General features: G+C 67.2%; 19 protein-coding genes, 1 other RNA gene and 1 riboswitch. Of the genes, 8 read left to right on the forward strand and 12 right to left on the reverse strand.

Annotated features, from left to right (window positions below; translation table 11 throughout):
- Positions 1-15 precede the first annotated feature (15 nt).
- Positions 16-162, reverse strand: a riboswitch (cobalamin riboswitch).
- Between the two features lie 6 nt (positions 163-168).
- Genes cobJ through cobG form a run of 4 tightly spaced genes read right to left on the reverse strand, consistent with a single transcriptional unit; the run spans position 169 to position 4,472 of the window.
- Entirely contained in the window at positions 169-1,839 is a 1,671-nt protein-coding gene (gene cobJ, locus OMP44_RS21605; RefSeq protein ID WP_280311157.1) for a precorrin-3B C(17)-methyltransferase, read from the reverse strand.
- The gene (locus OMP44_RS21610) at positions 1,827-2,567 is read right to left on the reverse strand and encodes a precorrin-2 C(20)-methyltransferase (RefSeq protein ID WP_280311159.1); all 741 of its coding nucleotides are present in this window, start codon (positions 2,565-2,567) and stop codon (positions 1,827-1,829) included. The genes cobJ and OMP44_RS21610 overlap by 13 nt, the downstream gene beginning before the upstream one ends.
- On the reverse strand, positions 2,567-3,193 hold the full coding sequence (locus tag OMP44_RS21615; protein WP_273808144.1) for a precorrin-8X methylmutase: 627 nt from the start codon (positions 3,191-3,193) through the stop codon (positions 2,567-2,569). Before OMP44_RS21615 ends, OMP44_RS21610 begins: the two co-directional genes overlap by 1 nt.
- Complete coding sequence (gene cobG / locus OMP44_RS21620) at positions 3,186-4,472, reverse strand: precorrin-3B synthase (RefSeq protein ID WP_280311164.1); 1,287 nt, start codon at positions 4,470-4,472, stop codon at positions 3,186-3,188. The genes OMP44_RS21615 and cobG overlap by 8 nt, the downstream gene beginning before the upstream one ends.
- 1,112 nt (positions 4,473-5,584) lie before the next feature.
- Between cobG and ltrA the strand changes: the two genes are divergently transcribed.
- From ltrA to cobM, 4 genes are all read left to right on the forward strand, one after another.
- On the forward strand, positions 5,585-7,318 hold the full coding sequence (gene ltrA, locus OMP44_RS21625; RefSeq protein WP_280311167.1) for a group II intron reverse transcriptase/maturase: 1,734 nt from the start codon (positions 5,585-5,587) through the stop codon (positions 7,316-7,318).
- Positions 7,319-7,502: 184 nt separating this feature from the next.
- On the forward strand, positions 7,503-8,705 hold the full coding sequence (gene cbiE, locus OMP44_RS21630; RefSeq protein WP_280311169.1) for a precorrin-6y C5,15-methyltransferase (decarboxylating) subunit CbiE: 1,203 nt from the start codon (positions 7,503-7,505) through the stop codon (positions 8,703-8,705).
- Positions 8,706-9,046: 341 nt separating this feature from the next.
- A complete protein-coding gene (locus tag OMP44_RS21635; protein WP_280311172.1) occupies positions 9,047-9,769 on the forward strand; it encodes a cobalt-precorrin-6A reductase in 723 nt (240 codons plus the stop codon).
- Positions 9,766-10,497: a precorrin-4 C(11)-methyltransferase gene (gene cobM, locus OMP44_RS21640; protein WP_280311174.1), complete on the forward strand. Its 732-nt coding sequence runs from the start codon at positions 9,766-9,768 to the stop codon at positions 10,495-10,497. The genes OMP44_RS21635 and cobM overlap by 4 nt, the downstream gene beginning before the upstream one ends.
- Positions 10,498-10,597: 100 nt before the next feature.
- On the opposite strand, the gene deoC is transcribed toward cobM, so the two are convergent.
- The gene (deoC, locus tag OMP44_RS21645; protein ID WP_208692920.1) at positions 10,598-11,275 is read right to left on the reverse strand and encodes a deoxyribose-phosphate aldolase; all 678 of its coding nucleotides are present in this window, start codon (positions 11,273-11,275) and stop codon (positions 10,598-10,600) included.
- 94 nt (positions 11,276-11,369) lie between these two features.
- On the opposite strand from deoC, the gene deoR reads away from it, so the two are divergent.
- Positions 11,370-12,134 (forward strand): DNA-binding transcriptional repressor DeoR, encoded by a 765-nt coding sequence (gene deoR, locus OMP44_RS21650; protein ID WP_017642939.1) that lies wholly within the window; start codon positions 11,370-11,372, stop codon positions 12,132-12,134.
- On the opposite strand, the gene OMP44_RS21655 is transcribed toward deoR, so the two are convergent.
- The 4 genes from OMP44_RS21655 to OMP44_RS21670 all read right to left on the reverse strand — a co-directional run bounded on the left by OMP44_RS21655 (position 12,127) and on the right by OMP44_RS21670 (position 17,095).
- Complete coding sequence (locus tag OMP44_RS21655) at positions 12,127-13,212, reverse strand: aldose 1-epimerase family protein (RefSeq protein ID WP_280311181.1); 1,086 nt, start codon at positions 13,210-13,212, stop codon at positions 12,127-12,129. The two genes, deoR and OMP44_RS21655, sit on opposite strands and share 8 nt — an antisense overlap.
- 13 nt (positions 13,213-13,225) lie before the next feature.
- On the reverse strand, positions 13,226-14,557 hold the full coding sequence (gene fucP / locus OMP44_RS21660) for an L-fucose:H+ symporter permease (protein ID WP_187981019.1): 1,332 nt from the start codon (positions 14,555-14,557) through the stop codon (positions 13,226-13,228).
- A gap of 47 nt (positions 14,558-14,604) precedes the next feature.
- Positions 14,605-15,531: a ribokinase gene (gene rbsK / locus OMP44_RS21665; RefSeq protein WP_273862795.1), complete on the reverse strand. Its 927-nt coding sequence runs from the start codon at positions 15,529-15,531 to the stop codon at positions 14,605-14,607.
- 238 nt (positions 15,532-15,769) lie between these two features.
- Positions 15,770-17,095, reverse strand: coding sequence for a DUF3100 domain-containing protein (locus OMP44_RS21670; RefSeq protein ID WP_059316366.1), 1,326 nt, complete (start codon positions 17,093-17,095; stop codon positions 15,770-15,772).
- 125 nt (positions 17,096-17,220) lie between these two features.
- Here OMP44_RS21670 and OMP44_RS21675 point away from each other — a divergent pair.
- Positions 17,221-17,296: non-coding RNA, sX9 sRNA (locus tag OMP44_RS21675), on the forward strand.
- Positions 17,297-17,569: 273 nt separating this feature from the next.
- Positions 17,570-18,472 (forward strand): LysR family transcriptional regulator, encoded by a 903-nt coding sequence (locus OMP44_RS21680; protein ID WP_280311185.1) that lies wholly within the window; start codon positions 17,570-17,572, stop codon positions 18,470-18,472.
- Between the two features lie 27 nt (positions 18,473-18,499).
- Here the strand turns inward: OMP44_RS21680 and OMP44_RS21685 are convergent, their stop codons facing one another.
- Genes OMP44_RS21685 through OMP44_RS21695 form a run of 3 tightly spaced genes read right to left on the reverse strand, consistent with a single transcriptional unit; the run spans position 18,500 to position 22,149 of the window.
- Positions 18,500-19,654, reverse strand: coding sequence for a M20 aminoacylase family protein (locus OMP44_RS21685; RefSeq protein ID WP_133862299.1), 1,155 nt, complete (start codon positions 19,652-19,654; stop codon positions 18,500-18,502).
- A gap of 3 nt (positions 19,655-19,657) precedes the next feature.
- Positions 19,658-21,175: an aldehyde dehydrogenase family protein gene (locus OMP44_RS21690; RefSeq protein ID WP_280311187.1), complete on the reverse strand. Its 1,518-nt coding sequence runs from the start codon at positions 21,173-21,175 to the stop codon at positions 19,658-19,660.
- Between the two features lie 2 nt (positions 21,176-21,177).
- On the reverse strand, positions 21,178-22,149 hold the full coding sequence (locus tag OMP44_RS21695; protein ID WP_273862791.1) for an NAD(P)-dependent oxidoreductase: 972 nt from the start codon (positions 22,147-22,149) through the stop codon (positions 21,178-21,180).
- 261 nt (positions 22,150-22,410) lie between these two features.
- Here OMP44_RS21695 and urtA point away from each other — a divergent pair, with 261 nt between their 5' ends.
- Positions 22,411-23,685: an urea ABC transporter substrate-binding protein gene (gene urtA / locus OMP44_RS21700; protein ID WP_187981015.1), complete on the forward strand. Its 1,275-nt coding sequence runs from the start codon at positions 22,411-22,413 to the stop codon at positions 23,683-23,685.
- The last annotated feature ends 49 nt before the right edge of the window (positions 23,686-23,734 follow it).

A 23,734-nucleotide genomic window follows, 5' to 3' on the forward strand; every position in this document is an offset into this window, starting at 1 on the left:
GACGCGTCCCTGGTGGATGATGGATGTCCCCTGGCAAGGTCTGGCTCACTTCTCGCGAAGCTCACAGTGGCGCGACCGCGCCGGAGTTGCACCGGCTTCCCGCCAGGGAACGGAAAGGTCGCCGAGGGTGAGCCAGCGGCGACCAGGATTCAAGCACTAAATGTTACTTTATAACAATTCCGTATCGTACCAGCGCGGGGTATAGACCCATTCGCCGCCGTCGGCCCGCGGAAAGCGCCGGGTATGGCTGGAGCCGAGGATCACCAGGGTGCGCGAATCCACCATCTCGCTGCGCAGGGCGCCGAGGCTGGTGTATTCGAGACCGCCACCGGGACGGCCGACGTCGCGACCGAGGATCACCGGGGTGTTTGCCGAGCGGCAGCTGCGCAGGACGTCCAGCGCCCGGTCCAGCTGATGCGGTCGGGCCTTGGAGATGGGATTGTAGAAGGCCATGGCCAGGTCCGCCGCGGCGGCCTGGCGCAGGCGCTGCTCGATCACCGTCCAGGGCTTGAGGTTGTCGGACAGGGAGATCAGGCAGAAGTCGTGACCCAGCGGCGCCCCGGCCAGGGCGGCGCTGGCCATGGCCGCGGTGATGCCTGGCAGGATCTCCAGCTCCACCGCCGCCCAGCGCGGGTCGGCGGCGCCCTCCAGCACCTCCAGCACCGCGGCGGCCATGGCGAAGACGCCCGGATCGCCGGACGACACCATCACCACCTGGCGCCCGCTGGCGGCCAGTTCGAAGGCATGGCGGGCGCGCTGCAGTTCTTCGCGATTGTCGCTGGCATGGGCCAGCTGGTCCGGGCGCAGGGGACCGGCCATCTGCACGTAGGTGGCGTAGCCGAGCACGTCCTCGGCCTGGTCCAGGGCGCGGCGCACCACCGGTGCCATGAGTTCGGCCGCGCCGGGGCCTAGGCCCACCACACTGAGGCGGCCACGGCGCTGGCCGAGGTCATCGGCGTCCAGCGGCCGGTCATGCAGGTGCAGGGCGAGGCCCTGGGCCTGGGCCCGTGCCACGGCCGCCTGGGCGAATTCCGGGGTACGGGCGTCGACGAATCTCAGCGGCACCTCCAGCGTCTGGCTCAGCTCGGCCAGGCCGGGCGCGGCCATGTCGGCCGCCTGAGCCAGCAGCACCGCCACGGCCCCGGTGGCATAGCCGGTGCTGGCGAGCAGCGCGGTAATGGCGGCGGCGGTGGCATCGGCGCGTACCGCCACCAGCACGGCGCGGGGGTGGATCAGCAGGGTATGGTCGTCGGCGCTGGTCAGGGGCGAGACCAGGATGCGTTGCCGCGCCTTGGGATCGCGGGCCAGGGGCACCTCATCTAGCCAGGGCGCCTCGCCCTCGATGCGTACCGGGGCGCCGGCCAGCAGATCGGCGACCCGGTGCTTGGCCACGTCGACATCGGCCAGGGCATAGCCGGCCGGCGGATCGAGCAGGCAGGTGCCGAATCTCAGTTCACCGCTGGTGGTGATGGCCGGGGCCACGTCCAGCAAGGTACCCAACTGGCGAGCCAGGCGATTGGCACCGGCCAGGCCGCCCAGCAGCGGCACCACGGCGCTGCCGTCCTCGGCCACGGCCAGCACTGGTGGCTCGGCGGTCTTGTCATCCAGCAAGGACGCCAGGCTGCGGATGACGATGCCGGCGGCGCAGAGCACCAGCAGCGGGCGCTGCTGGCGATAGAGGTCACGCAGGTGGTCGCCGAAGGCGTTGTAGCTGACATCGCCCTCGACCCGCCCGGCCAGGCCGTGCACCAGGCTGCCCGGCAGGCCAGCCTGCAGGCGGCGGGCGGTGGCCAGGGCACCGGGACCGAGGATGACGATGGCCGGGCTCAACCCTTCCATTTCACCCCCGGCACCACCACCAGCGAGAAATACGGCGAAGCCATGGGCTCGACGGCATCCAGCGCGACGATGCGCTGGTTGTCCATGGTGGCGCGCTCGATGTAGCGGGCGCGCTGGTCCAGACCCAGGTCGCGCAGCACCTGGCGCACCTTCTCGAAATTGCGTCCGAGCTTCATCACCACGGCGGCGTCGGCGCTGGCGAGGCGCGCCTTGAGCTCCTCGGCGGAAAGCACCCCGGAGAGCACCGTGAGAGTCTGGTTGCGATAGACCAGCGGCAGGCCGAGCATGGCCACGCCGCCGAGCATGGAGCAGACCCCCGGCACCACCTGGGCTTCGTAGCGCTCGGCCAGGCGGTCGTGCAGGTACATGTAGGAGCCGTAGAAGAAGGGATCGCCCTCGCAAATCACCGCCACGTCGCGACCGGCGTCGAGATGGTCGGCCACCTGGGCGGCGGCGGTGTCGTAGAAGTCGGCGATCACCGTCTCATAGGACAGCGGCGGCGCCAGCTTCTCGGTGGTCACCGGATAGACCAGCGGCAGGCGCTGCTGGCCGTCCAGCAGATAGCCCTCGATGACGCCATAGGCATTGCCGCCCTGGCCCGCGTTGGCCTTGGCCTTGGCGACGAAATAGGCCACCACCGGCGCGCTCTGCAAGAGGCGCAGGGCCTTCACGGTGATGAGTTCCGGATCGCCGGGGCCGACGCCCAGGCCGAGCAGGCGGCCCGCCATCACTCCACCTCCGTGGCCAGGGCGTTGACCGCGGCGGCGGCCATGGCACTACCACCCCGCCGGCCGCGGACGATGACATAGGGCACGCCGCGGCTGTCGGCGGCCAGGGCGTCCTTGGACTCCCTGGCGCCGACGAAGCCCACCGGCATGCCGAGTATCAGCGCCGGCTTGGGCGCGCCGGCATCGAGCATCTCCAGCAGATAGAACAGCGCGGTGGGGGCGTTGCCGATCACCACCACGCTGCCGGCCAGGTGCGGCCGCCAGCGCTCCAGGGCCACCGCTGAACGGGTGTTGCCCTGGGCCACGGCCAGTTCGCGAATGCCTTCGTCGTGCAGGGTGCAGATCACCTGATTGTTGGCCGGCAAGCGGGTGCGGGTGACGCCCTCGGCGACCATGCGCGCATCGCAGAGGATGGGCGCGCCGGCCGCCAGGGCCGCGCGACCGGCCGCGCCGGCACCCGGGGAAAAGGCCAGGTCCTGGACCACGTCGACCATGCCGCAGGCGTGGATCACCCGCACGGCGAGCTTTTCCAGGTCGGCGGGGATGGCCGAGAGATCGGCTTCGGCGCGGATGGTGGCGAAGGATTGGCGATAGATCGCCTGGCCGTCGCGTTCGTATTCAAGCATCACTGGGACTCCGGGCCAGCCAGGCGGCGGCCTCGTCGAGGGATAGATGGGTGGCGCGCCGCCGGCCCGGACCGGGCTGGGTGGCGTCGCGCACGAAGAGGTCATAGCGGCCGGGAGCCACCGCCAAGAGGGTATGGGGTGCCTGGCCGGCCAGGGCGCAACTGCGCGGGCAACCGGAGAGATGCACCTCCACGTCCGCCGGCAGCCGCTCGGCCAGGCGCAGGGCATCGCCCTTGGTGTCGGCCTGGCCCTTGGCGCAGCCCTGGCTGCCGGTGCAGGCGATCAGCCGGGCCAGGGGCGCGGCGGGATCGGTGGTCAGCTCCAGGGTGGCCAGAGCGCCGAGCAGCTCGGAGGCCCTGTCGACCGGCACATCGGGCAGCAGCAGGCCCTGCCAGGGGGTCAGGTGCAGCGCGCCCTCGCCGAGGTGCTCGGCCAGGTCGGCGAGGGCAGCCAGGCTGGTTGCCGGCAGTCGGCCCAGGGCGGGCTGGGCGCCGACCCAGCAGCGACCCGGCTGAAGCTGGGGATGGCTGCCCAGGCGCAGCGCGGTTGCGGCCGCCGCACGAGGGCTGCGCGGAACCGGCAGCAGGTCCAACCCCGCCAGCAGTTCGGCGACCGGACGCTGCGCCAGCAGCTGGCGCAGGCGGCCCTGCTCGGGACCGGCCAGGTCGAGAAAGCGATGCAGCAGGCGCGCGACGGTCGCCACCTCCTGGCCCGGGACAATCAGTCCAACCGGCGCATCCAGCGGGATACCGGCGAGACCGAGCACGTAGCCTTCGGCGCGAGCCGACAGCCAGACATCGTGGGGATGGTCGAGCCGCGCCAGGGCTTCGCCGCCGTCCAGTTGCAGGGCGAACTTGGCCGACAGCCCATGCAGTCGGCGGTCACCCTCCAGCAGGGCGAGCAACTCGGCGGCCAGGGGACGGACATCCTGCAACTGCTGAGGATCACGGCCTGCCGCCGGGCTGAGCAGCAGATTGCGCACGTCGTCGGCGGCCGGATCGGCCGGACCAAGGCCGGCGGCCTGCAACTCGGCCACCAGGGCGTCGGCGCCGTCCGGGCGCACGCCGCGCAATTGCAGGTTGGCTCTGTTGGTCAGCTCCAGTACCCCGTTCGCCCAGCGCTCGCTGGCGGCGGCGATGGCCCGCGCCTGGCCTGCCGTGAGTCGCCCGCCCGGCAACTTCACCCGGCACAGGCCGCCATCGCGCGCGGGCACGATGCGCAGCAGCCCCGGACAGGCCGAAGGCCGCGGGACGAGGGCGGAAGGAGAGGGAGGATTCACGGCGGAAGGTCGGGCTGAACGGGGAAAGACGTTATTATGCCCGCTTTGGTGCGACACGTATGCTCGTGTTGTGCTTGGTTGACCAGCTTAGTCTTGGCGCCGAAACCCTTGTTCTACAGGGGTTTGAAGCCTAAATAAAGCACGAGAGCCGGTCCTGCCGCGCCTGATTCGACCCACTTGTGGGGACAATGCGATCCCTGCTTGCCAGGGTAAGTACGTCTCAAATTTGGCCACTTTTGGCTATAAATTGATCAACCAGACGTAACAGTGAGCAGTTTCCGCCAAGGAAATTGTATCTAAATGTAACAAGACTCCCTGTGGGTGATTTGACCCCGCAAGGGGTCAATCCATCTCTGGGATGCCTTGGTCTCATTTGGCCCATGCCAACGTCGTGAGACGCTAGGGTATCTCGTCCAAGCACGGAGCAACCGCTCCGCTGTGCATTGCTCAACTTCGCTGACATAGGAAGCACCGAGCCTGGCATGTACCTGCCAGTTCACTACATCGGCATGCGTCGGGGGCCAACCCTGGGGTGTGAAGCCCGATCGACAATGTCCTATCCCGTAAGGGACACGCTTGACTGGCAACAGCTTCGTGAAGCTTCCGAACTGCACGGAAGCTTAGGGCTAGTGACCCAACCCGTATGGTTAACGCATGTGAACCGTTGCTAGACCCCTCGTAAGCATAACTGGGCCTACGGCAGTTAATAGGCCCTGGCCAAAATCGGCAAAGCAGTCTGGCGCTCGTTGTCAAAGCTAACGACGCGGTACCACTACGACTGTCGGGGGAGAGACGGAACCTAACCGGGGAATCGATGCACAGCGGGGAACGTGGCAATCCCGACCACCCGCCTAACCAGCAACATCGGAAGGCAGGCAATCCGCAAGGAAAGCTGTTGGGTGTGGGGAATGGGAGGGTGCAAAAAGCGAATGGCTGTCTGTAATGGGCGGCATATCGGTTGAAACATCATCGACAGGGGCAACCCTGGCTGACGTGCACCTGGTTTACGGGCGCATGATCTAGTGCTGATTTCCAGCGAAACGACCCTAGGGGGGACTTCAACCCCTAGGGGAGAAGTCCGTCCCGAAGGTTACTGACCTGAGGAGGACTGTATGAATACGCAACCAGCAACATCGGTTTCGTCTGCGTCTCCTGACGGCGTGAAGGGCTGGCACGATCTCAATTGGGCCAAGATCCAAATCTCCGTTCGGAAAACGCAGTTGAAGATTGCGCAGGCAACAATGGCCGGTGACTGGCGTAGGGTTAAACGCCTACAACGGTTACTGACCCATTCGTTTTATGGTCGCTGTTTGGCTGTAAGACGGGTGACTGAAAACCGGGGTCGCAAGACCCCGGGCGTTGATGGAGAAACCTGGGGGACGCCTCCAGCCAAGCTCTACGCCGCGAAGCGTCTATCGGAGAAACGAGGCTATCGGCCCAAACCGCTAAAGAGGGTTTGGATACCGAAGCCAGGGAAGAAGGAAAAGAGGCCGCTAGGCATACCGACGATGTTTGATCGGGCCATGCAAGCGCTCTACCTGTCCGCCCTGGAACCCGTCATCGAAAGCACCAGCGACCCGAAAAGTTTCGGCTTCCGGCCGGATCGCTCGACTGCTGATGCGATGGTGGAAATCTTTCAGTTAATGTCGAGAGACGACTCACCTACGTGGGTTCTGGAAGGTGACATCAAGGGGTTCTTCGACAACATCAATCACGAGTGGCTGTGCCAGAACGTCCCTATGGACAAAAAGGTACTGCGGCTGTGGTTGAAGGCCGGGGTAATTGACCGGCGACACTTCATGGCTACGGAGGCCGGGACGCCACAAGGTGGGATTATTTCGCCCTGTTTGGCTAACGCCACCCTTAACGGTTTGGAGAAGCAGCTCAAAGGCCATCTGGCCAAAAAGCTAGCGGGTACCAACGCCGATACGCCCAGAGTGCATGTGGTGCGATACGCGGATGACTTCATCATCACAGCAGCTACCAAAGAGCTGTTGACTGACGAGGTCATACCTTGGGTTGAGCAATTCCTGTCAATACGAGGGGTAAGCTTGTCCCAAGAGAAAACGCAGATAACCCACATCCTTCAGGGCTTTGATTTCCTAGGGTGGAATTTCAGGAAATACGTGCCGAAATCGCCTTACCGCCGGACCAAGCTATTCATCAAGCCCTCGAAAAAGAACATCTCAACGTTCTATCGAAAGGTGAGAGAAATAGTAAAAACCAGCGGGGCATTAACTCAGGAAGAGCTTATCGGACGCCTGAATCCGGTGCTGAAAGGGTGGGCTCAGTACCACTCTCCGGCCGTAGCAAAGAAAGCCTTTAGCCGCTTGGACAGCTTGATCGTCTGGCTGCTACGAAGGTGGGCGAAGCGCCGTCATCCGAGGAAGCAAGCTAATTGGTGCCGGAATAGATACTTCCACTCCATAGGCAAGCGAAATTGGGTTTTTGCGCATCCCTACAGAGGTAAGAAGGGTGAACGCAAGTTCTGCCAGCTATACCAGCTAGCGGACACTGAGATAAGGCGGCAACCGCGGCTATCGGGTGGTTACCATCCATACGATGCGGAACACGAAGAGAAATGGGAAAAGCTAAGAGTTCGACGAATGCAGCACAAACTGCATTTCAGAAAACAAATCCTGTATCTCTTCCAGCGGCAGAAAGGACTCTGCGCCTTATGTGGTCATGCGGTAACTAAGGAAACTGGCTGGGACGACCATCACGTCATTCGACGGGTGGACGGCGGCAAGGACACCCTGAAAAATCGCGTGCTCATACACCCCAACTGCCACTCGCTGGTGCATAGCCAGCGGCAACAGGTAAACCTGAGATATAGCGGTCTCTGATGTTAGGATCGCGCGTCACAGTTGCCGGCCAGCCTATGGCTGGTTTTTCGTAAGCCTGAGCCGTGTGCTGCAAAAGTCGCACGCACGGTTCTTAGGGGGCTCCGGGTCAGATAATGACTCCGGGGCTACCCGACCCCGACCCCTTGAAAACGCCCGGTCGGCTGACGTTCGATGAGGTGTGTTCATGATCCCCTGGCTGACCGTGGTGGGTATCGGCGAAGACGGCTACCCCGGCCTCGGCAAGCAGGCCCGCCGCGCGCTGCTGGACGCCCAGGTCATCATTGGTGGTCCACGCCAGCTGGCGCTGCTGCCACCCTGCCTTCGCGCCATCCGCGAGCCCTGGCCGCAACCCTTCACCCTGGCCCCGGTCCTGGACCGCCGCGGCACCCCGATCTGCGTGCTGGCCAGCGGCGATCCCATGCTGTTCGGCGTCGGCGCGAGCCTTTCGCGCCAGCTGTCGGCCGACGAACTGCAGGTGCTGCCGGCGCCCTCCTCCTACTCCCTGGCCGCGGCTCGTCTGGGCTGGCCGTTGCAGGAGGTGGCGTTGATGTCGGTGGTGGCGCGGCCCCTGGCCGGGGTGGTGCGCCACCTGCATCCTGGCGCACGCCTGCTGGTATTGAGCAATGACGGCCACAGCCCTGCCGCCCTGGCCGCGCTGCTGGTGGACCAGGGCTTTGGCGCCAGCCAGCTGCAGGTGCTGGAGCACCTGGGCGGTCCTCTGGAGCGACGGATCAGCGGCCGCGCCCAGGACTGGTCGCTGGCGGAGGCGGCAGCGCTCAACCTGGTGGCCATCGAAGTCCTGAGCGAGACCGGTGAAGCGGGACTGCCGCTCACCCCCGGTCTGCCGGACAGCGCCTATCGCCACGACGGCCAGCTGACCAAGCGAGACGTGCGCGCCGTGACCCTGGCGCGCCTGGCGCCGCGCCCGGGCGAATTGCTGTGGGACGTGGGCGCCGGCTGCGGCTCCATCGGCATCGAATGGGCGCGCAGCCATCCCCGCTGCCGGGTGCTGGCCATCGAGGTCGACGCCAATCGCCAGGCCCATATCCTTCATAACCGCGACCAGCTCGGCGCCCCGGCCCTGCAACTGGTCGCCGGCCAGGCGCCCGAGGCGCTGGCCGGTCTGGCCACCCCGGACGCCATCTTCATCGGTGGTGGGCTTACCGCGCCGGGCGTGCTGGACGCTTGCTGGACCGCGCTGCGCCCCGGCGGTCGCCTGGTCGCCAACGCCGTGACCCTGCAGACCGAAGCCGCCCTGGTGGCCTTTCGCGAACGCCACGGCGGCGACCTGACCCGCCTGCAGGTGGCCCAGGCCCAGCCACTGGGCGCCTTCGACACCTGGCGCGCGGCGCTGCCCATCACCTTGTTGGACGTGGTGAAGCCGTGAGTGGCCGTCGCTCGGCACAAGTAGAGAGGATGATTGGGTGTGCCTCCTTCATCCCTGAAGACTGTGAGCGGCGCCTGGCCCGCTCACCCCAACCCTCTCCCCGCGGGGGAGAGGGGGTCGCTGGGTGGTGGCCTGGAAATCTGGTGTCCGGGCTGACGCCCACGACGCTTGCTGAGCACGCTGCAATGACCGGCGGGAAAGCCGCCTACGAGACCAATACGCCTATTCCGCCGCTCGATCCCAGGCACTGGCTTTGCTCCCCTCTCCCCCCGGGAGAGGGGCCGGGGGTGAGGGCACGCCATGCATGACGAAGCCTCCGCCACTCTGACGGAAGACCGCCCATGAAGATCCTCCTGCTCGGCGGCACCACCGAAGCCCTGGCCATCGCCCGCACACTGCCGGCGAAGGCGATCTACAGCCTAGCCGGTCTCGGCCGGGTGCCTCAGGACCTGCCCTGCCAGGTGCGAGTCGGCGGCTATGGTGGCGCCGAGGGGCTGAGCGCCTTTCTCCGCAGTGAAGGCATCGACCTGCTGATGGACGCTACCCACCCCTACGCCGCCCGGATCAGCCACAACGCCGCGCGGGCCGCTGCTGACGCTGGCCTCCCCTGCTGGGCGCTGCGCCGACCCGGCTGGCAGGCCGGACCAGAAGACGACTGGCGCGAGGTGGCCGACTGGGCCGAGCTGCAGCGAACCCTGGCACCCTTCGCCCGCCCCTTCTTCACCCTGGGTCGCGAGCCGCTGGAGCATCTCCAGGAGATCCCGCCCCACCAGTTCTGGACCCTGCGCCTGCTCGATACCCATCCCGGTCACGTCCGGGCGCGGATCATCGCCGACCGCGGCCCCTTCGCCCTGGAGGCCGAGCGCGCGCTCTTCGCCCAGGGTGACTTCGATGTGCTGATCAGCAAGAACAGTGGTAGCGCCGCTACCCAACCCAAGCTGCAGGTCGCCCGCGAGCGGGGCCTGCCGGTACTGATCCTGCGTCGCCCAGCCCTGCCTAGCGTCGATCGCGAATTCGCCAGTGTCACCGACCTGCTCACCGCCCTCGCCGAGGAAATCCCATGACCGTCCATTTCATCGGCGCCGGCCCCGGCGATCCCGACCTCATCACCGTCAAAGGTCAGCGGCTGATCCGCCAGTGCCCGGTGATCCTCTATGCCGGCTCCCTGGTGCCGCCCGCGGTGCTGGAGGGTCACCAGGCCGAGACGGTGATCGACACCGCCCACCTGGACCTGGAGGCCATCGTCGGCCACCTGGCCGCCGCCCATGCCCGCGGCCAGGACGTGGCCCGGGTGCATTCCGGCGATCCCTCGCTGTACGGCGCCATCGGCGAGCAGATCCGCCGCCTGCAGGCGCTGGGCATTCCCTACGAGATCGTTCCCGGCGTGACCGCCACCGCCGCCTGCGCCGCCCTGCTGGGTTGCGAACTGACCCTGCCCGGGGTCAGCCAGACGGTGATCCTCACCCGCTATGCCAGTCGCACGGCCATGCCGGAAGGCGAGGCGCTGGCCGACCTGGCCCGCCACCGCGCGACCCTGGCCATCCACCTCGGCGTCGGCCAGCTGGAACGCATCGTCGCCGACCTCCTGCCGCACTATGGCCCTGCCTGCCCGGTGGCCATCGTCCACCGCGCCAGCTGGCCGGATCAGGACAGCGTCCAGGGCACCCTGGCCAACATCGTCGAACGGGCGCGGGACAAGGATTTCCGCCGCACTGCCCTGATCCTGGTCGGCGAGGTGCTGGCACCGGGAGATTTCCAGGATTCCAAGCTGTATCGGCAAGGACCGGGGTAGCACGCGTAGGTTGGGCCGAGGCGGCTCCTCCGCCGAAGCCCAACACCAGGCGGCATCGTTGGGCTTCGCTGCGCTCAACCCAACCTACAGGCGTCCTGCTCTAATACCCCGCCCCACCCTCGCCGCCGCTGACGATGGCCACGCCCGAACTGGTCCCCAGCCGGGTCGCGCCGGCGTCCAGCATGGCCTGGGCGGTGGCTCGGTCACGCACGCCACCGGAGGCCTTGACGCCCATCTCCGGACCCACCTCCTCGCGCATCAGCCGCACATCCTCCAGGGTCGCGCCGCCGTGGCCGAAACCGGTCGAGGTCTTGACGAAGGCGACCCCGAGGTCGCGACAGATCCGGCAGGCCTGGCGCTTCTGGGTTTCGTCGAGCAGACCGGTCTCCAGGATCACCTTGAGCGGTACCGCCCCGCAGGCGGCCTGGACCGCGGCGATGTCGGCGGAGACCTCGTCCAGCAGGCCATCCTTGAGCCAGCCGATGTTGAGCACCATGTCGATCTCCCCCGCCCCGGCGGCGATGGCCTGCTCGGCTTCGAAGGCCTTGGCCGCGCTCAGCCCGGCGCCGAGCGGAAAGCCCACCACCGCGCAGACCTTGACCGCACTGCCGGCCAGTTGCGCCGCGGCGTGGGGGACCTGGGCGGAATTCACGCACACCGAGTAGAAGCCATGGGTACGCGCCTCCTGGCACAGGCGCTCGATCTGGGCGCGGCGGGCATCGGCGGCGAGCAGGGTGTGGTCGATGGTCTTGGCGAGTTCGCCGGGTTCAAGCTGCATGGGGCCTCCTCAGGCACGGGTAGCGTATGATCGGATCAGAATTCTTGGTTGGTGCGGCCTGCACCTCTAGTCGGACTCCCGTAGCGCACCCCTCATGGATAGCAAGAAAGCCGCTCGGCTCAAGCTGATGCACCAGGCGCTGCAGGATCAGCACGCCATTCACCTGCGCGAGATGGCCCAGCTGCTGGGTGTCTCGGAAATGACCCTCAGACGCGACCTGCGGCTCCCGCCGGACGGCCTGCGGCTGCTCGGCGGTCACGTCACCCGCGATGTCGGCGGCAGCGAGGCGCCCGGCTATCAGGTGGTGGAACAGGACCTGCGCCAGGTCGAGGAAAAGCGCCGCATCGGTCGGCTGGCCGCGGCGCAGATCCGCGCCGGCGATACCGTCTTCCTCGATTGCGGGACCACCACGCCCTTCGTGGTGGATTTCATTCCCGATGACCTGGAATTCACCGCCGTCTGCCATTCGCTCAATGTGCTGCTCAAGCTGCAGCAGAAGGTCAACTGCACCCTGGTAGTGTGCGGCGGGACCTTCCAGCGCAAGAATCAGATCTTCGAGAGTCGCCTGGAGACCGGGGTGCTCGATGGCGTGCGCCTCACCCACGCCTTCGTCTCGGCGGCCGGGGTGAGCGAGGACTTCGGCGTCACCTGCTTCAACTTCAACGAGGTCGAGGTCAAGCAGAAGGTCCTGCGCCAGGCCCAGCAGCGGCTGCTGCTGGTCGACCATACCAAGTTCGACGTGGTGCGCGCCGCGCATTTCGCGGCGCTCGACGACTTCGACTTGGTGGTCAGCGACGGGCGCATTCCGCGCAGCTATCGCGAGCGGATCGAGGCGAACGGCGCGCAACTGCTTACCTGATCCGCGCCGGGTCGGCCAGGCGCGCCAACAGCACCTCGCGCTCGGCGGCGGCGAGATAGCCGGTCCGCACACTGAAGGTGCGCCGTTCACCCGGCTGCAGCTGCTGCACCTGGCCCTTGGCGGTCTCGGCCAGATAGCCCTCCGGCTCACAGGTCGCCGGCAGCACGAAGGCCGCCACCTGCTGATCGGGGTTGTGCAGCACCCAGCGCGTGGCATGGGGCAAGGCCGCCGGGCGATAGGCCGTGTAGAAGGCGGCGCCGCCCGGATGCTCCAGCAGGAAGTGCGCCTCCCCCGCCGCGTCGGTGCCCGGCGCATCGATGAAGCTGACGATTTCCGGCTGGTAGCGCTCAGGCGCATCCAGCACCCGCAGCCGTTCCGAATCTTCGGCCAGCTCGGCGATGAAGGCCTGCCAGTCGGCGGTCGGCCGCACATGGGCCGGCACGCTGGTGCGCACCCGGGTGCGGGTCACGCCCAGCGGCTCATGGAAGCGACCGCCGGGTACGTAGGCGTAGTTCATGTGCGCCATATACATGAGGTCCATGGGCTGGCCGGCCTGGTTTTCCACTTCCAGGCCCAGCTCGAACACGGCGCTGTCCGGTCTCAGGGTCACGCTGGGCTGGGCGCGATAGCGATCGCCAAAGCCCATGGCGTAGTCATGGCGCCCGCCCAGGCGCAGGAAGTCACCCTCAGCGTCCCGGCCCAGCTCCAGCCAGGCCTCGTCCAGCGGCGCGCAGGGCAGTTCGCCGTGCAGCTCGTGGCTGTCCTCCGGCGCCGGGCAGCCGTTGCGCAGCACCCCGGCGTGGAACATGAAGCAGCCATAGGTCTCGATGATCCGCCGGGTTGGCCGCGGCTGGTCGAACAATCCGGGCATGGTCAGGCGGCAGCCGTCGAAGCTGGCGTCCCAGACCATCTGCCCCTGGTAGGGCAGTACGATCAGCCGGCCACGGCGATTCTCCAGCGCCAGGGCGCGCACCCCGGAGGGATAGGTCCAGGCGCGCACCTGGAAGGCGTCGCTGGCGAGCAGGGTACGCTCGCACGCGGTGAATTGCTCAGGCTGCAGGGGCAGGCGTACGGACATGGCGGTGCCCTCCTCAGGCGGTCTGGGCGGCGCCCACCGGCAGCCGCTCGCTGGCCGGATGACGCAGGCAATAGAGGGCGTAGGCGACGATCACCGTGAAGCACAGCAGCGGCACCGAATAGGCCAGCTGCATGTTGCCGCCGGTGTAGTCCGACAGCAGGCCCTGGAAGATCGGGATCACCCCGCCGCCGACGATGCTCATCACCAGCAGCGAGCCGCCGAATTCGGTGTCGCGGCCGATGCCGTCGACGGTCAGGCCATAGATGGTCGGCCAGCAGGGGCCGAGGAAGATGCTCACGCCCACGGCGGCGTACACCGCGGTGATGTTGGGCACCAGGATGGTGTAGGCCAGCAGGGCGATGCACAGCACCCCGTAGACGCCCAGCACCTTGGCCGGATGCCAGCGACGCATCAGCAGGTTGGCGATCAGCTTGCCGACGAAATAAGCGGCGAAGGTGGTGAGCAGGAACCAGGAGGCGCTGCGCTCGTTCATGCCGCCGAGCTGCATGGCCAGGCGGATGGTGAAGCTCCAGACGCCGACCTGGGCGCCGACATAGAGGAACTGCGCCAGCACGCCAAAGACGAAGCGCGGATTGCGCCGCAGCCGCCCGAGGCTGGCGGCGATACCGTCGCTTTCGCTGCGCACGGCATCGTTGCCCTTGCAGGCCGGATAGCGGGTGCAGGCGATCAGCACGAAGATCAGCACCAGCACGCCGATCATCCACTGGTAGGGCGTCAGGGTGGCCTGGATCATCTGCAGCTGCTGGGCGGCGGCCTCAGCGGGATTCATCTGCAGCAGCTGCGCCTGGCTGGCGTCGCCGTCCTTGAACATCACGAAGCTGCCCACGTAGACGCCGGTCATGGCGCCGAAGGGGTGGAAGGTCTGGGAGATGTTCAGCCGGCGGGTGCCGGTCTCGCGCGGCCCGAGCAGGGTCGAATAGGTGTTGCAGGCGGTCTCCAGGAAGGACAGCCCGGCGGCGATCACGAACAGCGCCAGCAGGAACATGCCGTACTTGGCCATGGAGGCGGCCGGAAAGAACAGCAGGCAGCCGACCATGTAGAGGAACAGGCCGAAGAGGATGGTCGTCTTGTAGCTGAAGCGCCGCACCATCAGCGCGGCCGGCAGGGCCAGGAAGAAATAGCCGAGGTAGAAGGCCGACTGGACGAAGGCGGTCTGGAAGTCACTGAGCAGGAAGGCCTTCTTGAAGTGGGCGATGAGCACGTCGTTCATGCTCGCCGCGGCGGCCCAGAGCGCGAAGATGCAGCACAGCAGGATGAAGGCGAACCACGGCGTGCGGTTCAGGTAGTAGCCGTCGGCGCTGGGCCGCAGGGATGACTGGCTCATTGTTGTTCTCCGTAGGGGTGCCAGGGTGAGGGATTGCCGACCTTGCGTCAGAGATCCAGGGACGCGAGGTAGTCTTCGAAGACCGCGGCCTCGGGATAGGAGGTCTGGGTGCCGCGCCCGGTGACCGACAGTGCCGAATAGGCCACGGCCCGCTGCATGGCGTCCCGCAGGCCGAGGCCCTGGACGCGGCCATGGGCGAAGCAGCCGATGAAGGCATCGCCGGCGCCGGTGGTGTCGATGGCCGCCACCGGCTGGCCGGGAAGGCTGAATTCGCCCTCCTCGCCCACGTACAGCGCGCCCGCGGCGCCCAGGGTGACCACCACGTGGCGGATGCCGCGACCGGCCAGCACCCGCGCGGCGGCGAAGGCGCTCTCGCGATCCTGCACGGGCAGACCGCTGACCAGGGCCAGTTCGGTCTCGTTGGGGACGAAGTAATCCAGCCGGGCGAGGTGCGTGGCGCTCAGGTCGGCCACTGCCGGCGCCGGATTGAGCAGCACGGGGATGCCCAGGCGCTGGCCGCAGTCGATGGCCGCGTAGACCGTCTCCAGGGCGATTTCCAGCTGCAGCACGATCAGCGCGCAATCGCGCAGATCGGCTTCCGCGGCCTGGATGTCGGCCGGGCCGAGGGCGGCGTTGGCGCCCTTCACGATGAGGATGCTGTTGTGCGAGTCGGGCTGGACGAAGATCGGCGCCACCCCGCTGGAGCGACCCGGCGCGCGGATCACGTGACGGGTGTCGATACCGAAGCGGCGGAAGTTGGCCAGGGTGTTGTCGGCGAAGAGGTCGTCGCCGACCTTGGTCACCATCAGCACCTCGCTGCCCAGCTTGGCCGCGGCGACCGCCTGGTTGGCGCCCTTGCCGCCACAGCCGAGGGCGAAGTCCGGCGCCTCCAGCGTCTCGCCCTGCACGGGCAGTCGCTCGATGTAGGTGATGAGATCGACCATGTTGCTGCCGATGACCGCGATTTTGCCCATGCCGAGCGCGCCTCCGTTTTTCTTGATGTTATTAAATTAACGGTTTTTGTTAATTTTCCATCATAGATACTGCAACTCGGGGCGCAGCTCAAGCGCCGGTGATCGCCCACGGACGACACCGGGCCGCCAGGACTCAAGGCTGGGAGCTGCGACACGAAATGCGGGAAGCGCAGAGATCAAACGGCGGAGCGATACGGCAGCGGGAAGCGGCGCACCGGGGACCCGGTGCGCGCGAGGATCAGTGAAACACTTCGGCGATGAAGGCCGCGCCGATGAAGGTGCCGAAGCTGGCGATCAGCGAAACCACCACGATGCGCCAGCCGAGGCGACGGAAGGCCGGGATGTCCTTGGCGATGGACAGGCCGGCGAAGGCCAGCATGGGGGTGATCAGCGCCATGATGCCGACCGCGTTGTGGGCGGCGGTGATCTGCGGCGCCAGCGGGCACCAGGGCGAGGTCAGGAACATGGCCACCAGCGATACCCAGCACACCGCCGGCACCTTGCGGCGAAACAGTTGGCAGAGCAGTTCACCGACGAAGGCCGCCAGGATCATCACCGCGACGCCCAGGAAAGCAGCCGGTGGCAGGGTCTTGCTCATCACCAGGGTCGCCAGCAGCGCCAGGGCACCCGAGGCCAGCCAGGCGCTGAAGCGTGCCGACCAGCCCAGTTCCACGGGTTCGTCCACCACGGCGGCATCCACCGAACTCTGCTGGAAGGAAGCCTTGGTGGTACGGCCGATGCGCGGCTCCATCACACGGTAGCCCCAGACAGCCAGCGGCAGGGAGATGAACAGGGTGAAATAGGTGCCCAGGGTCAGGGTGATGAGGTTGGCAGCGGCGGCCAGGGCCATGACCTCCTTGGCCACCTCGGCGGTCTGCTGGGCGGCGATGGCACCGGCCGCGGCGGCCATGATGCTGCCCGAGCCCAGGCCGGCGCCCATGGCCAGGGAATAGGGGTGGAAGATGTTCAGGCTGGCGATGAAACCGGCGACGATGGCCATGAACACCGCGCCGAACAGGGTGCCGGTCAGGTACTCGGCGAGCACGCCGCGACCTTCCGGGGAGTCCATGCCATAGCGTTCGCTGATGATCGCCAGGCTCGGTTCACGCCCCACCGAGAAGGTGGCACCGATGGCCTCGCGCTTGATGCCCAGCAGCAGGGCCACCGGCAGGCCGAGCAGGATGGTGCCGACGAAATGCCCCAGCTCTTGGAAGGCCAGTGCCCAGCCGGCGGCGATCACCGTGGGCAGCGAGCCACCCACCACCAGGCCGAGCTTGGCGATGAACACCAGCAAGGCGTATTGCAGGATGGCCGCCGAGCGCACCTGGGCACCGCGGTCGATCCCCAGCCCCAGCGGCATGCGCTTGCCGACCTGCCCCACCGCCGCACCCAGCAAGAGCGCCCAGATCATCGGCAGCAGCACCACCTTGCCCGGCCCCAGCGGTATGGTGAGGGAGCCGATCAGCTCGGCGATCAGCAGCACCAGTGCTGCCCAGATGTAGAGTCTGACGGTATTGCTGACGGCTCGGTCCTGGCCCACGGCCAGCGTCGGATTGGCGCTCATTCTTCCCCCTGCGGCCCGCTCGCGGGCTCGGTTGTTGGTCTGGTTGGCAGTCGCGAGCGACTCAGAGCGACCAACAAAACTACTGCGCGTCCGCCAGACACGTGCGTGCAGTGCTCGGAATCCTCATGTACCGCTCGTACACTCCGGTTCCTGCGCGCCGCGCGCACCCGCCTGACAACCGCTCGCTACGTTTTGTTAGCCGCTCTTAGGCCCGCTGGGCAGAAAAGGGCTCCGCTAGGGAGCAGGACCCGGTCGTTCTGGAGGCCTGGTCGAGGTCGCACGCCTGGCGTGCCGAAGGGAGGAAGCCCGACGCGGACAGGGTCTCGCCTGGGACTTCTCGCCGTTCCGGAGCTCTGCGTCGCGGGCCTTGGCCAGGCCGGGGCGGCCGTGGTCTTGGCCCGAGTATGGACAGCGGCCTGTTCTCTCTCCAATACTGGAAATGGCCTTTTCCGTTGCCTTTAAGAGAACACACGGATGCGTGGAATTCACGAACAACGCTTGCATTATTTCGTCGAGGCGGTGCGCCTGGGCAGCGTGCGCGCCGCGGCTGACGCCCTGGATATCGCCCCTTCCGCGGTCAGCCGGCAGATCGCCCAGGTCGAGGCGGAGCTGGGTGTCGACCTCATCGAGCGCCACCGCCGTGGCATCACCCCAACCGAGGCCGGACGTCTGGTGCTGGACTATTTCCGCCAGCGCCAGACCCAGCTCGACGGCCTGAGAGACGCTATCTCCGATCTCCAGGGCCTGCGCACCGGCCGCGTGGTGCTGGCCATCGGCGAGGGCTTCATCGGCGACCTCTCGCGCAGCCTGGGCGACTTTTCCGCGCGGCATCCGGAGATCGAGGTCAGGGTCAATGTGGTGGGCACCAACGAGGTGATTCGCCAGGTAATGGAAGACGAGGCGCAACTGGGGCTGGTGTTCAATCCGCCGCGCGATCCGCACCTGCGCGTACATGGCAGCCGCGAGCAGCCGCTGTATGCCATGGTGGCGCCCGAGCATCCGCTGGCCGCGACACAGGGCCCCGTGACCTTGGCAGCGCTGGGCGAGCATCGCCTGGCGCTGCCGGATATCTCCTACGGCATCCGCCAGATGCTCGACGCCGTGGAGCAGGCCGCAGGCGTGCGCCTGGCGCCAACCCTGACCTGCAACACCTTCGCCCTGCTCAAGCACTACGCCCAGCAGGGCGGCGTGACCCTGCTGCCGCTGTTCGCCGCCACCCAGGAACTGGACAGCGGCGCCTTGCGCGCCCTGCCCCTGGCCGATCCGGGTTTCGCCCGCGCCCACGTCGAACTGGTCACCCGCCTGGGGCGCAAGCTCAGTCGCGCCGCGGACGAGTTGCGCACGGCCATGGTGCAGCAGATGACCGCCTTTCGCTGAGCGTCGGCGGCGCTCGCTGCAAGAGACTTAGACCGGCAACTCCTGGCGCACCAGCTCGGCCCACAGCCGTACGGCCGGCTCGATGATGGCGTCGTTGAAGTCATAGGCCGGGTTGTGCAGCGGTGCCGAGGGCTGGGCGCCGTCGACGCCCAGCCAGAGATAGGCCCCCGGGCGCGCCGCCAGCATGAAGGCGAAGTCCTCGGAGGCCATGGACGGCGGTACGCCATCGCTGACCCGCTCGGCGCCAAAGGCGGTCACCGCCGCCTGACGTACTCGCGCCGCCTGCTCGGGATGGTTCTGGGTCACCGGATAGCCGCGGGTGAATTCCAGCTCGCCGCGCACCCCCTGGGCCAGTGGCGCCTGGGCGACGATCTCGCCGATCAGCCGCTCCACCTCGGCACGTACCGCGCCATCCAGGCAGCGCACCGTGCCCCTGAGCCGCGCCACCTCGGGGATGACGTTGATGGCCTCCCCTGCCTCCAGCATGGTCACGCTGACCACCGCGGCGGCCAGCGGCGAGATCCGCCGGGCGACGATGGTCTGCAGCTGCAGGATCAGGTCCGCCGCGGCGACGATGGGATCACGCCCGCGCTCGGGCATGGCCGCATGGCAGCCCTTGCCGGTCAGGGTGATGGCGAAGGTGTCCAGCGAAGCCATCATGGCGCCCGGATTGACCACCACCTGCCCGGCTGGCAATCCCGGCCAGTTGTGCAGGCCGTAGAGGGCGTCCATGGGAAAGCGTTCGAACAGGCCGTCCTCGATCATCTTCTGGGCGCCGCCAAGATTCTCTTCGGCGGGCTGGAAGACGAAATAGAGGGTGCCGCGGAAATCGCGGTTTTCGCTCAGGTGGCGGGCGGTGGCCAGCAGGATGGCGGTGTGGCCGTCATGACCGCAGGCATGCATGCGCCCGGCGGCGGTGGAACGGTGGGGGACATCCCCCACCTCCTGCATCGGCAGGGCGTCCATGTCAGCGCGCAGACCCAGGCTGGGGCCCTCGCCGTGACGCAGCACCCCGACCACGCCGGTCCCACCGAGGCCACGATGGACCTCCAGGCCGAAGCCCTCCAGCAACTCGGCCACCCGCGCCGCGGTGCGGTGCTCGGCGAAACCCAGTTCCGGATGGGCGTGGAAATCGCGACGCCAGCTGCGGGCGTCGTCCAACAAGGCTTGATGGATGGTCATCTGTTACTCCAGGCTGGCGCCGTAGCCGAAGCCAGCGGCGGGCACCGCGGCGGTTTCCACCCAGACGCTCTTCACTTCGCTGTATTCGCGCAGGGCGTCGAGGCCGGAGGAGCGACCGTAGCCGCTCTCGCCGTAGCCGCCGAAGGGCGAGCTGACGTGGATGGTCTTGTAGCCGTTGACCCAGAAGGTACCGGCGCGCACGCCCCGGGCCACCCGGTGGGCGCGACCGACGTCGCGGGTCCAGACCGCCCCGGCCAGGCCGAAGCGGCTGTCGTTGGCGATACGGATGGCGTCGGCCTCGTCCTTGAACGGGATAGCCACCACCACTGGCCCGAAGATCTCTTCCTGGGCGCAACTCAGGCCGTTGTGACCGGCCAGCACCGTGGGATTGACGTAGTAGCCGGTTCCGGCGGGCAGCGGCTCGACGCCATTGGCGACATGCCGCGCGCCTTCACCCAGGGCGCCTTCCACCATGTTGCGCACATGGGCGAATTGCTTGGCGTTGTGGATCGGGCCGATCTGGGTCTCGGGATCGCTCGGATCTCCCACCTTGAACTGGCTGGCGGCGCGGGCCACCGCCTGGATGAAGCGCTCGTAGATGGATTCCTGCACCAGCAGCCGCGAACCCGAGACGCAACTCTGGCCGGCGCCGGAAAAGATCGCCGCCTGGGCGCCGCGTACGGCGAGGTCCAGGTCGGCGTCTTCGAAGACGATGTTGGCCGACTTGCCACCCAGCTCCAGCACCACCGGGATGCAGCGCTGGGCCGCGGCGGCGGCGATGTGCCGGCCGGTGGCCGGCGAGCCGACAAAGACCACCTTGCGGATGTCGGCGTGGGCGATCACCTGCTGGCCAACGGTATGGCCCTGGCCGGCGAGCACGTTGACCAGGCCCTTTGGCGCACCGGCGCGTTCCACCAGCACGCCCAGCAGCAGCGAGGTCACCGGAGTCAGCTCGGAAGGCTTGAGGATCACCGCGTTGCCGGCGGTGATGGCCGGGGCGATCTGCCAGCCGCCGGTGAAGATCGGCGCATTCCAGGGGGTGATCTGCAGCACCGTACCCAGGGGTTCGTAGGTCACGTAGTTGAGGTGGCTGGTGGGCACCGGGATGACTTCGCCATGCAGCTTGTCGGCCCAGCCGGCGTAGTACTCGAACATCTCGGCGACCTTGAGCACCTCGACGCGGGCATCGCGGATCGGCTTGTTGGCGGTCAGCGATTCCAGCTGCGCCAGGGCCTCGGCCTCCTCGCGGATCAGCGCGCCGACGCGGTAGATGATGCGCCCGCGCGCCTGGGCGGTCAGGGTGCGCCATTCCTCGCGCGCCCGGCGGGCGGCGGTATCGGCGCGCTCGACCACGGCCAGGTCGGCATCGGGGTAGCTGTAGGCCGGGCTGTCGTCATGGGCGTTGCGCACGGTGATCCGCTCGCCGCTGCCATCGACGAAGGCGCCGTCCACAAAGCTTGCGACCTGCTGGCGGTCGCCCCAGAAGGGCTTGAGCAATTCCAGTGTCTTGGCGTTCATCATGATCATTCCCCCTTGCCGAACAGGTCTTCGCTGGTGCGTCGCGCGATGGCGCAGAAATCCTCGCCATCGGCCAGGGTCTCGGCGCTGGCCTTCCAGGCCTGTGCGGTGGCCGCGGCCAGCGGCAGGTCGAGGCCGAGTTCGGCGATGAGCTGCTGGGCCAGGCCCACGTCCTTGCGCATCAGGCCCATGGTGAAGCCGGAGTCATAGGCCTTGTTCAGCACCCAGGTAGGGAACATGCCCTGGCTGGCGGCGCTGCGCCCGGAACCGGCATTGATGCCTTCGAGCAGCTTCTCCGGGGCGACGCCGGCACGGGCAGCCATGGTCACCGCCTCGGCGGTGGTGATCAGGTGCGCCGCGGCGAGCAGGTTGTTGGCGATCTTGGCGATGTTGCCGGCGCCCACGGCACCGATGTGCACCCGGGTCGCGCTCATGGCTTCCAGCGCCGGCAGCGCCTTGGCCAGGGCCGCCTCGCTGCCGCCGATGACCATGGTCATGGTGCCGGCCGCGGCACCGGCGGGGCCGCCGGAGACCGGGGCATCGAGGAAATCGGCACCGACCTCGGCAAAGGCCGCCGCTACCCGGCGGCTGGTCTCCGGGGTGGAGGTGGTGGTGTCGACCACCACGGTGCCCGGCCGCACGCGGCTGACCAGGCCCGCCTCGCCCAGGCACACGGCCTCGACGTGCTCGGCCTTGGGCAGCGACAGCACGATGACGTCGCTGCTGGCGGCCAGGGCCGCCAGATCACCGGCGATGGCCACGCCCTGGGCAGCGACCCGCTCGCAGGCGGCGCTGGAGGGATCCAGCCCGGTGACGACAACGCCCTTGCGCGCCAGGGTGATCGCCATGTTGCCGCCCATGTTGCCGAGTCCGATGACCCCGACCTGCCTGCCCATGCCTTGTTCCTCTGCTTCGAATTGGCGGTGACCGACCCGGTGGCCGACCTCTTGTGATCGAGTATGGGAGGCCCCAGGCATCACCACCAATACGGCATTCGGACTTTCATGTTGCGCAAAAGGCAACGTCAGGCGGGAGCACCAGCATCGTGCAAAGGCGCGATTCGAGGGCACTGCTCGGCCCCAGGCTGGTGCAGGACAACCGGTCGCGTAGCCGCGGCTGGCGGCAAGGCGCCAGTCCCCATGCGCCTTGCCGACGCCTGGCACAGTTCCTGAAAAGGCGCCCTGGCTGGCCCGCAGTCCAGCCCAACAACAGCGCACGTTCGCTCAGGAGCCTTTCGCATGAAGCGCCGCCCCCTACTGAAGACCACCCTTGCCGCGTCCGCCCTGCTCATGAGCGGCCTGTTTCCCTGGAGTGCCGCCCACGCCGCGGACACCATCAAGGTCGGCATCCTGCATTCGCTGTCCGGCACCATGGCCATCTCCGAGACCTCGCTCAAGGACATGGCGCTGATGACCATCGACGAGATCAACGCCAAGGGCGGGGTACTGGGCAAGAAGCTGGAACCCGTGGTGGTGGACCCGGCCTCCAACTGGCCGCTGTTCGCCGAGAAGGCGCGCCAGCTGGTGACCCAGGACAAGGTCGCGGTCACCTTCGGCTGCTGGACCTCGGTCTCGCGCAAATCGGTGCTGCCGGTCTATGAAGAACTCAACGGCCTGCTGTTCTACCCGGTGCAGTACGAAGGCGAAGAGATGTCGCCCAACGTCTTCTACACCGGCGCGGCGCCGAACCAGCAGGCCATCCCGGCGGTGGAATACCTGATGAGCGAAGAAGGTGGCGGCGCCAAGCGCTTCTTCCTGCTGGGCACCGACTACGTCTATCCGCGTACCACCAACAAGATTCTCAGATCCTTCCTGCACAGCAAGGGCGTGCAGGACAAGGACATCGAAGAGGTCTACACCCCCTTCGGCCACAGCGATTACCAGACCATCGTCGCCAACATCAAGAAGTTCTCCGCCGGCGGCAAGACCGCGGTGGTCTCCACCATCAACGGCGACTCCAACGTGCCCTTCTACAAGGAACTGGGCAACCAGGGCCTGAAGGCCACCGACGTGCCGGTGGTGGCCTTCTCGGTGGGCGAGGAAGAACTGCGCGGCATCGACACCAAGCCGCTGGTGGGCCAGCTGGCCGCCTGGAACTACTTCGAGTCGCTGGATAACCCGGTGAACAAGAAATTCGTCGAGGCCTGGAAGGCCTATGCCAAGGCCAAGAACCTGCCCAACTACCAGACCGCCGTGACCAACGACCCCATGGAAGCCACCTATGTCGGCATCCACATGTGGGCCCAGGCGGTGGAAAAGGCCGGCAGCACCGACGTCGACAAGGTCCGCAAGGCCATGGCCGGCCAGACCTTCGCCGCACCGGACGGCTACACCGTGAAGATGGACGAGAAGAACCACCACCTGCACAAGCCGGTGATGATCGGCGAGGTCCAGGACGACGGTCAGTTCAACGTCGTCTGGCAGACCGAGGGCCCGGTCCGCGCCCAGCCCTGGAGCCCCTATATCCCCGGCAACGATAAGAAGTCCGACGAACCGGTGAAGAGCGGCAAGTAACGGCCAGCCCTCACCCTAGGCCCCTCTCCCCCGAGGGGGGAGCGAAGCC

This window comes from Pseudomonas flavocrustae, from assembly GCF_029872515.1.
GTDB classification, from domain to species: Bacteria; Pseudomonadota; Gammaproteobacteria; order Pseudomonadales; family Pseudomonadaceae; genus Chryseomonas; species Chryseomonas aestiva.

Bases quoted from the DNA above. Each gene is read 5' to 3' on its own strand.
- OMP44_RS21690 (WP_280311187.1), bottom strand. From the start codon at position 21,175: ATGATGAACGCCAAGACACTGGAATTGCTCAAGCCCTTCTGGGGCGAC.
- OMP44_RS21680 (WP_280311185.1), top strand. From the start codon at position 17,570: ATGCGTGGAATTCACGAACAACGCTTGCATTATTTCGTCGAGGCGGTG.
- OMP44_RS21695 (WP_273862791.1), bottom strand. From the start codon at position 22,149: ATGCCTGGGGCCTCCCATACTCGATCACAAGAGGTCGGCCACCGGGTC.
- OMP44_RS21685 (WP_133862299.1), bottom strand. From the start codon at position 19,654: ATGACCATCCATCAAGCCTTGTTGGACGACGCCCGCAGCTGGCGTCGC.
- rbsK (WP_273862795.1), bottom strand. From the start codon at position 15,531: ATGGGCAAAATCGCGGTCATCGGCAGCAACATGGTCGATCTCATCACC.
- OMP44_RS21610 (WP_280311159.1), bottom strand. From the start codon at position 2,567: ATGGCGGGCCGCCTGCTCGGCCTGGGCGTCGGCCCCGGCGATCCGGAA.
- fucP (WP_187981019.1), bottom strand. From the start codon at position 14,557: ATGAGCCAGTCATCCCTGCGGCCCAGCGCCGACGGCTACTACCTGAAC.
- OMP44_RS21670 (WP_059316366.1), bottom strand. From the start codon at position 17,095: ATGAGCGCCAATCCGACGCTGGCCGTGGGCCAGGACCGAGCCGTCAGC.
- cobJ (WP_280311157.1), bottom strand. From the start codon at position 1,839: ATGGAAGGGTTGAGCCCGGCCATCGTCATCCTCGGTCCCGGTGCCCTG.
- cobM (WP_280311174.1), top strand. From the start codon at position 9,766: ATGACCGTCCATTTCATCGGCGCCGGCCCCGGCGATCCCGACCTCATC.
- deoR (WP_017642939.1), top strand. From the start codon at position 11,370: ATGGATAGCAAGAAAGCCGCTCGGCTCAAGCTGATGCACCAGGCGCTG.
- deoC (WP_208692920.1), bottom strand. From the start codon at position 11,275: ATGCAGCTTGAACCCGGCGAACTCGCCAAGACCATCGACCACACCCTG.
- OMP44_RS21615 (WP_273808144.1), bottom strand. From the start codon at position 3,193: ATGCTTGAATACGAACGCGACGGCCAGGCGATCTATCGCCAATCCTTC.
- ltrA (WP_280311167.1), top strand. From the start codon at position 5,585: ATGAATACGCAACCAGCAACATCGGTTTCGTCTGCGTCTCCTGACGGC.
- urtA (WP_187981015.1), top strand. From the start codon at position 22,411: ATGAAGCGCCGCCCCCTACTGAAGACCACCCTTGCCGCGTCCGCCCTG.
- OMP44_RS21655 (WP_280311181.1), bottom strand. From the start codon at position 13,212: ATGTCCGTACGCCTGCCCCTGCAGCCTGAGCAATTCACCGCGTGCGAG.
- cbiE (WP_280311169.1), top strand. From the start codon at position 7,503: ATGATCCCCTGGCTGACCGTGGTGGGTATCGGCGAAGACGGCTACCCC.
- OMP44_RS21635 (WP_280311172.1), top strand. From the start codon at position 9,047: ATGAAGATCCTCCTGCTCGGCGGCACCACCGAAGCCCTGGCCATCGCC.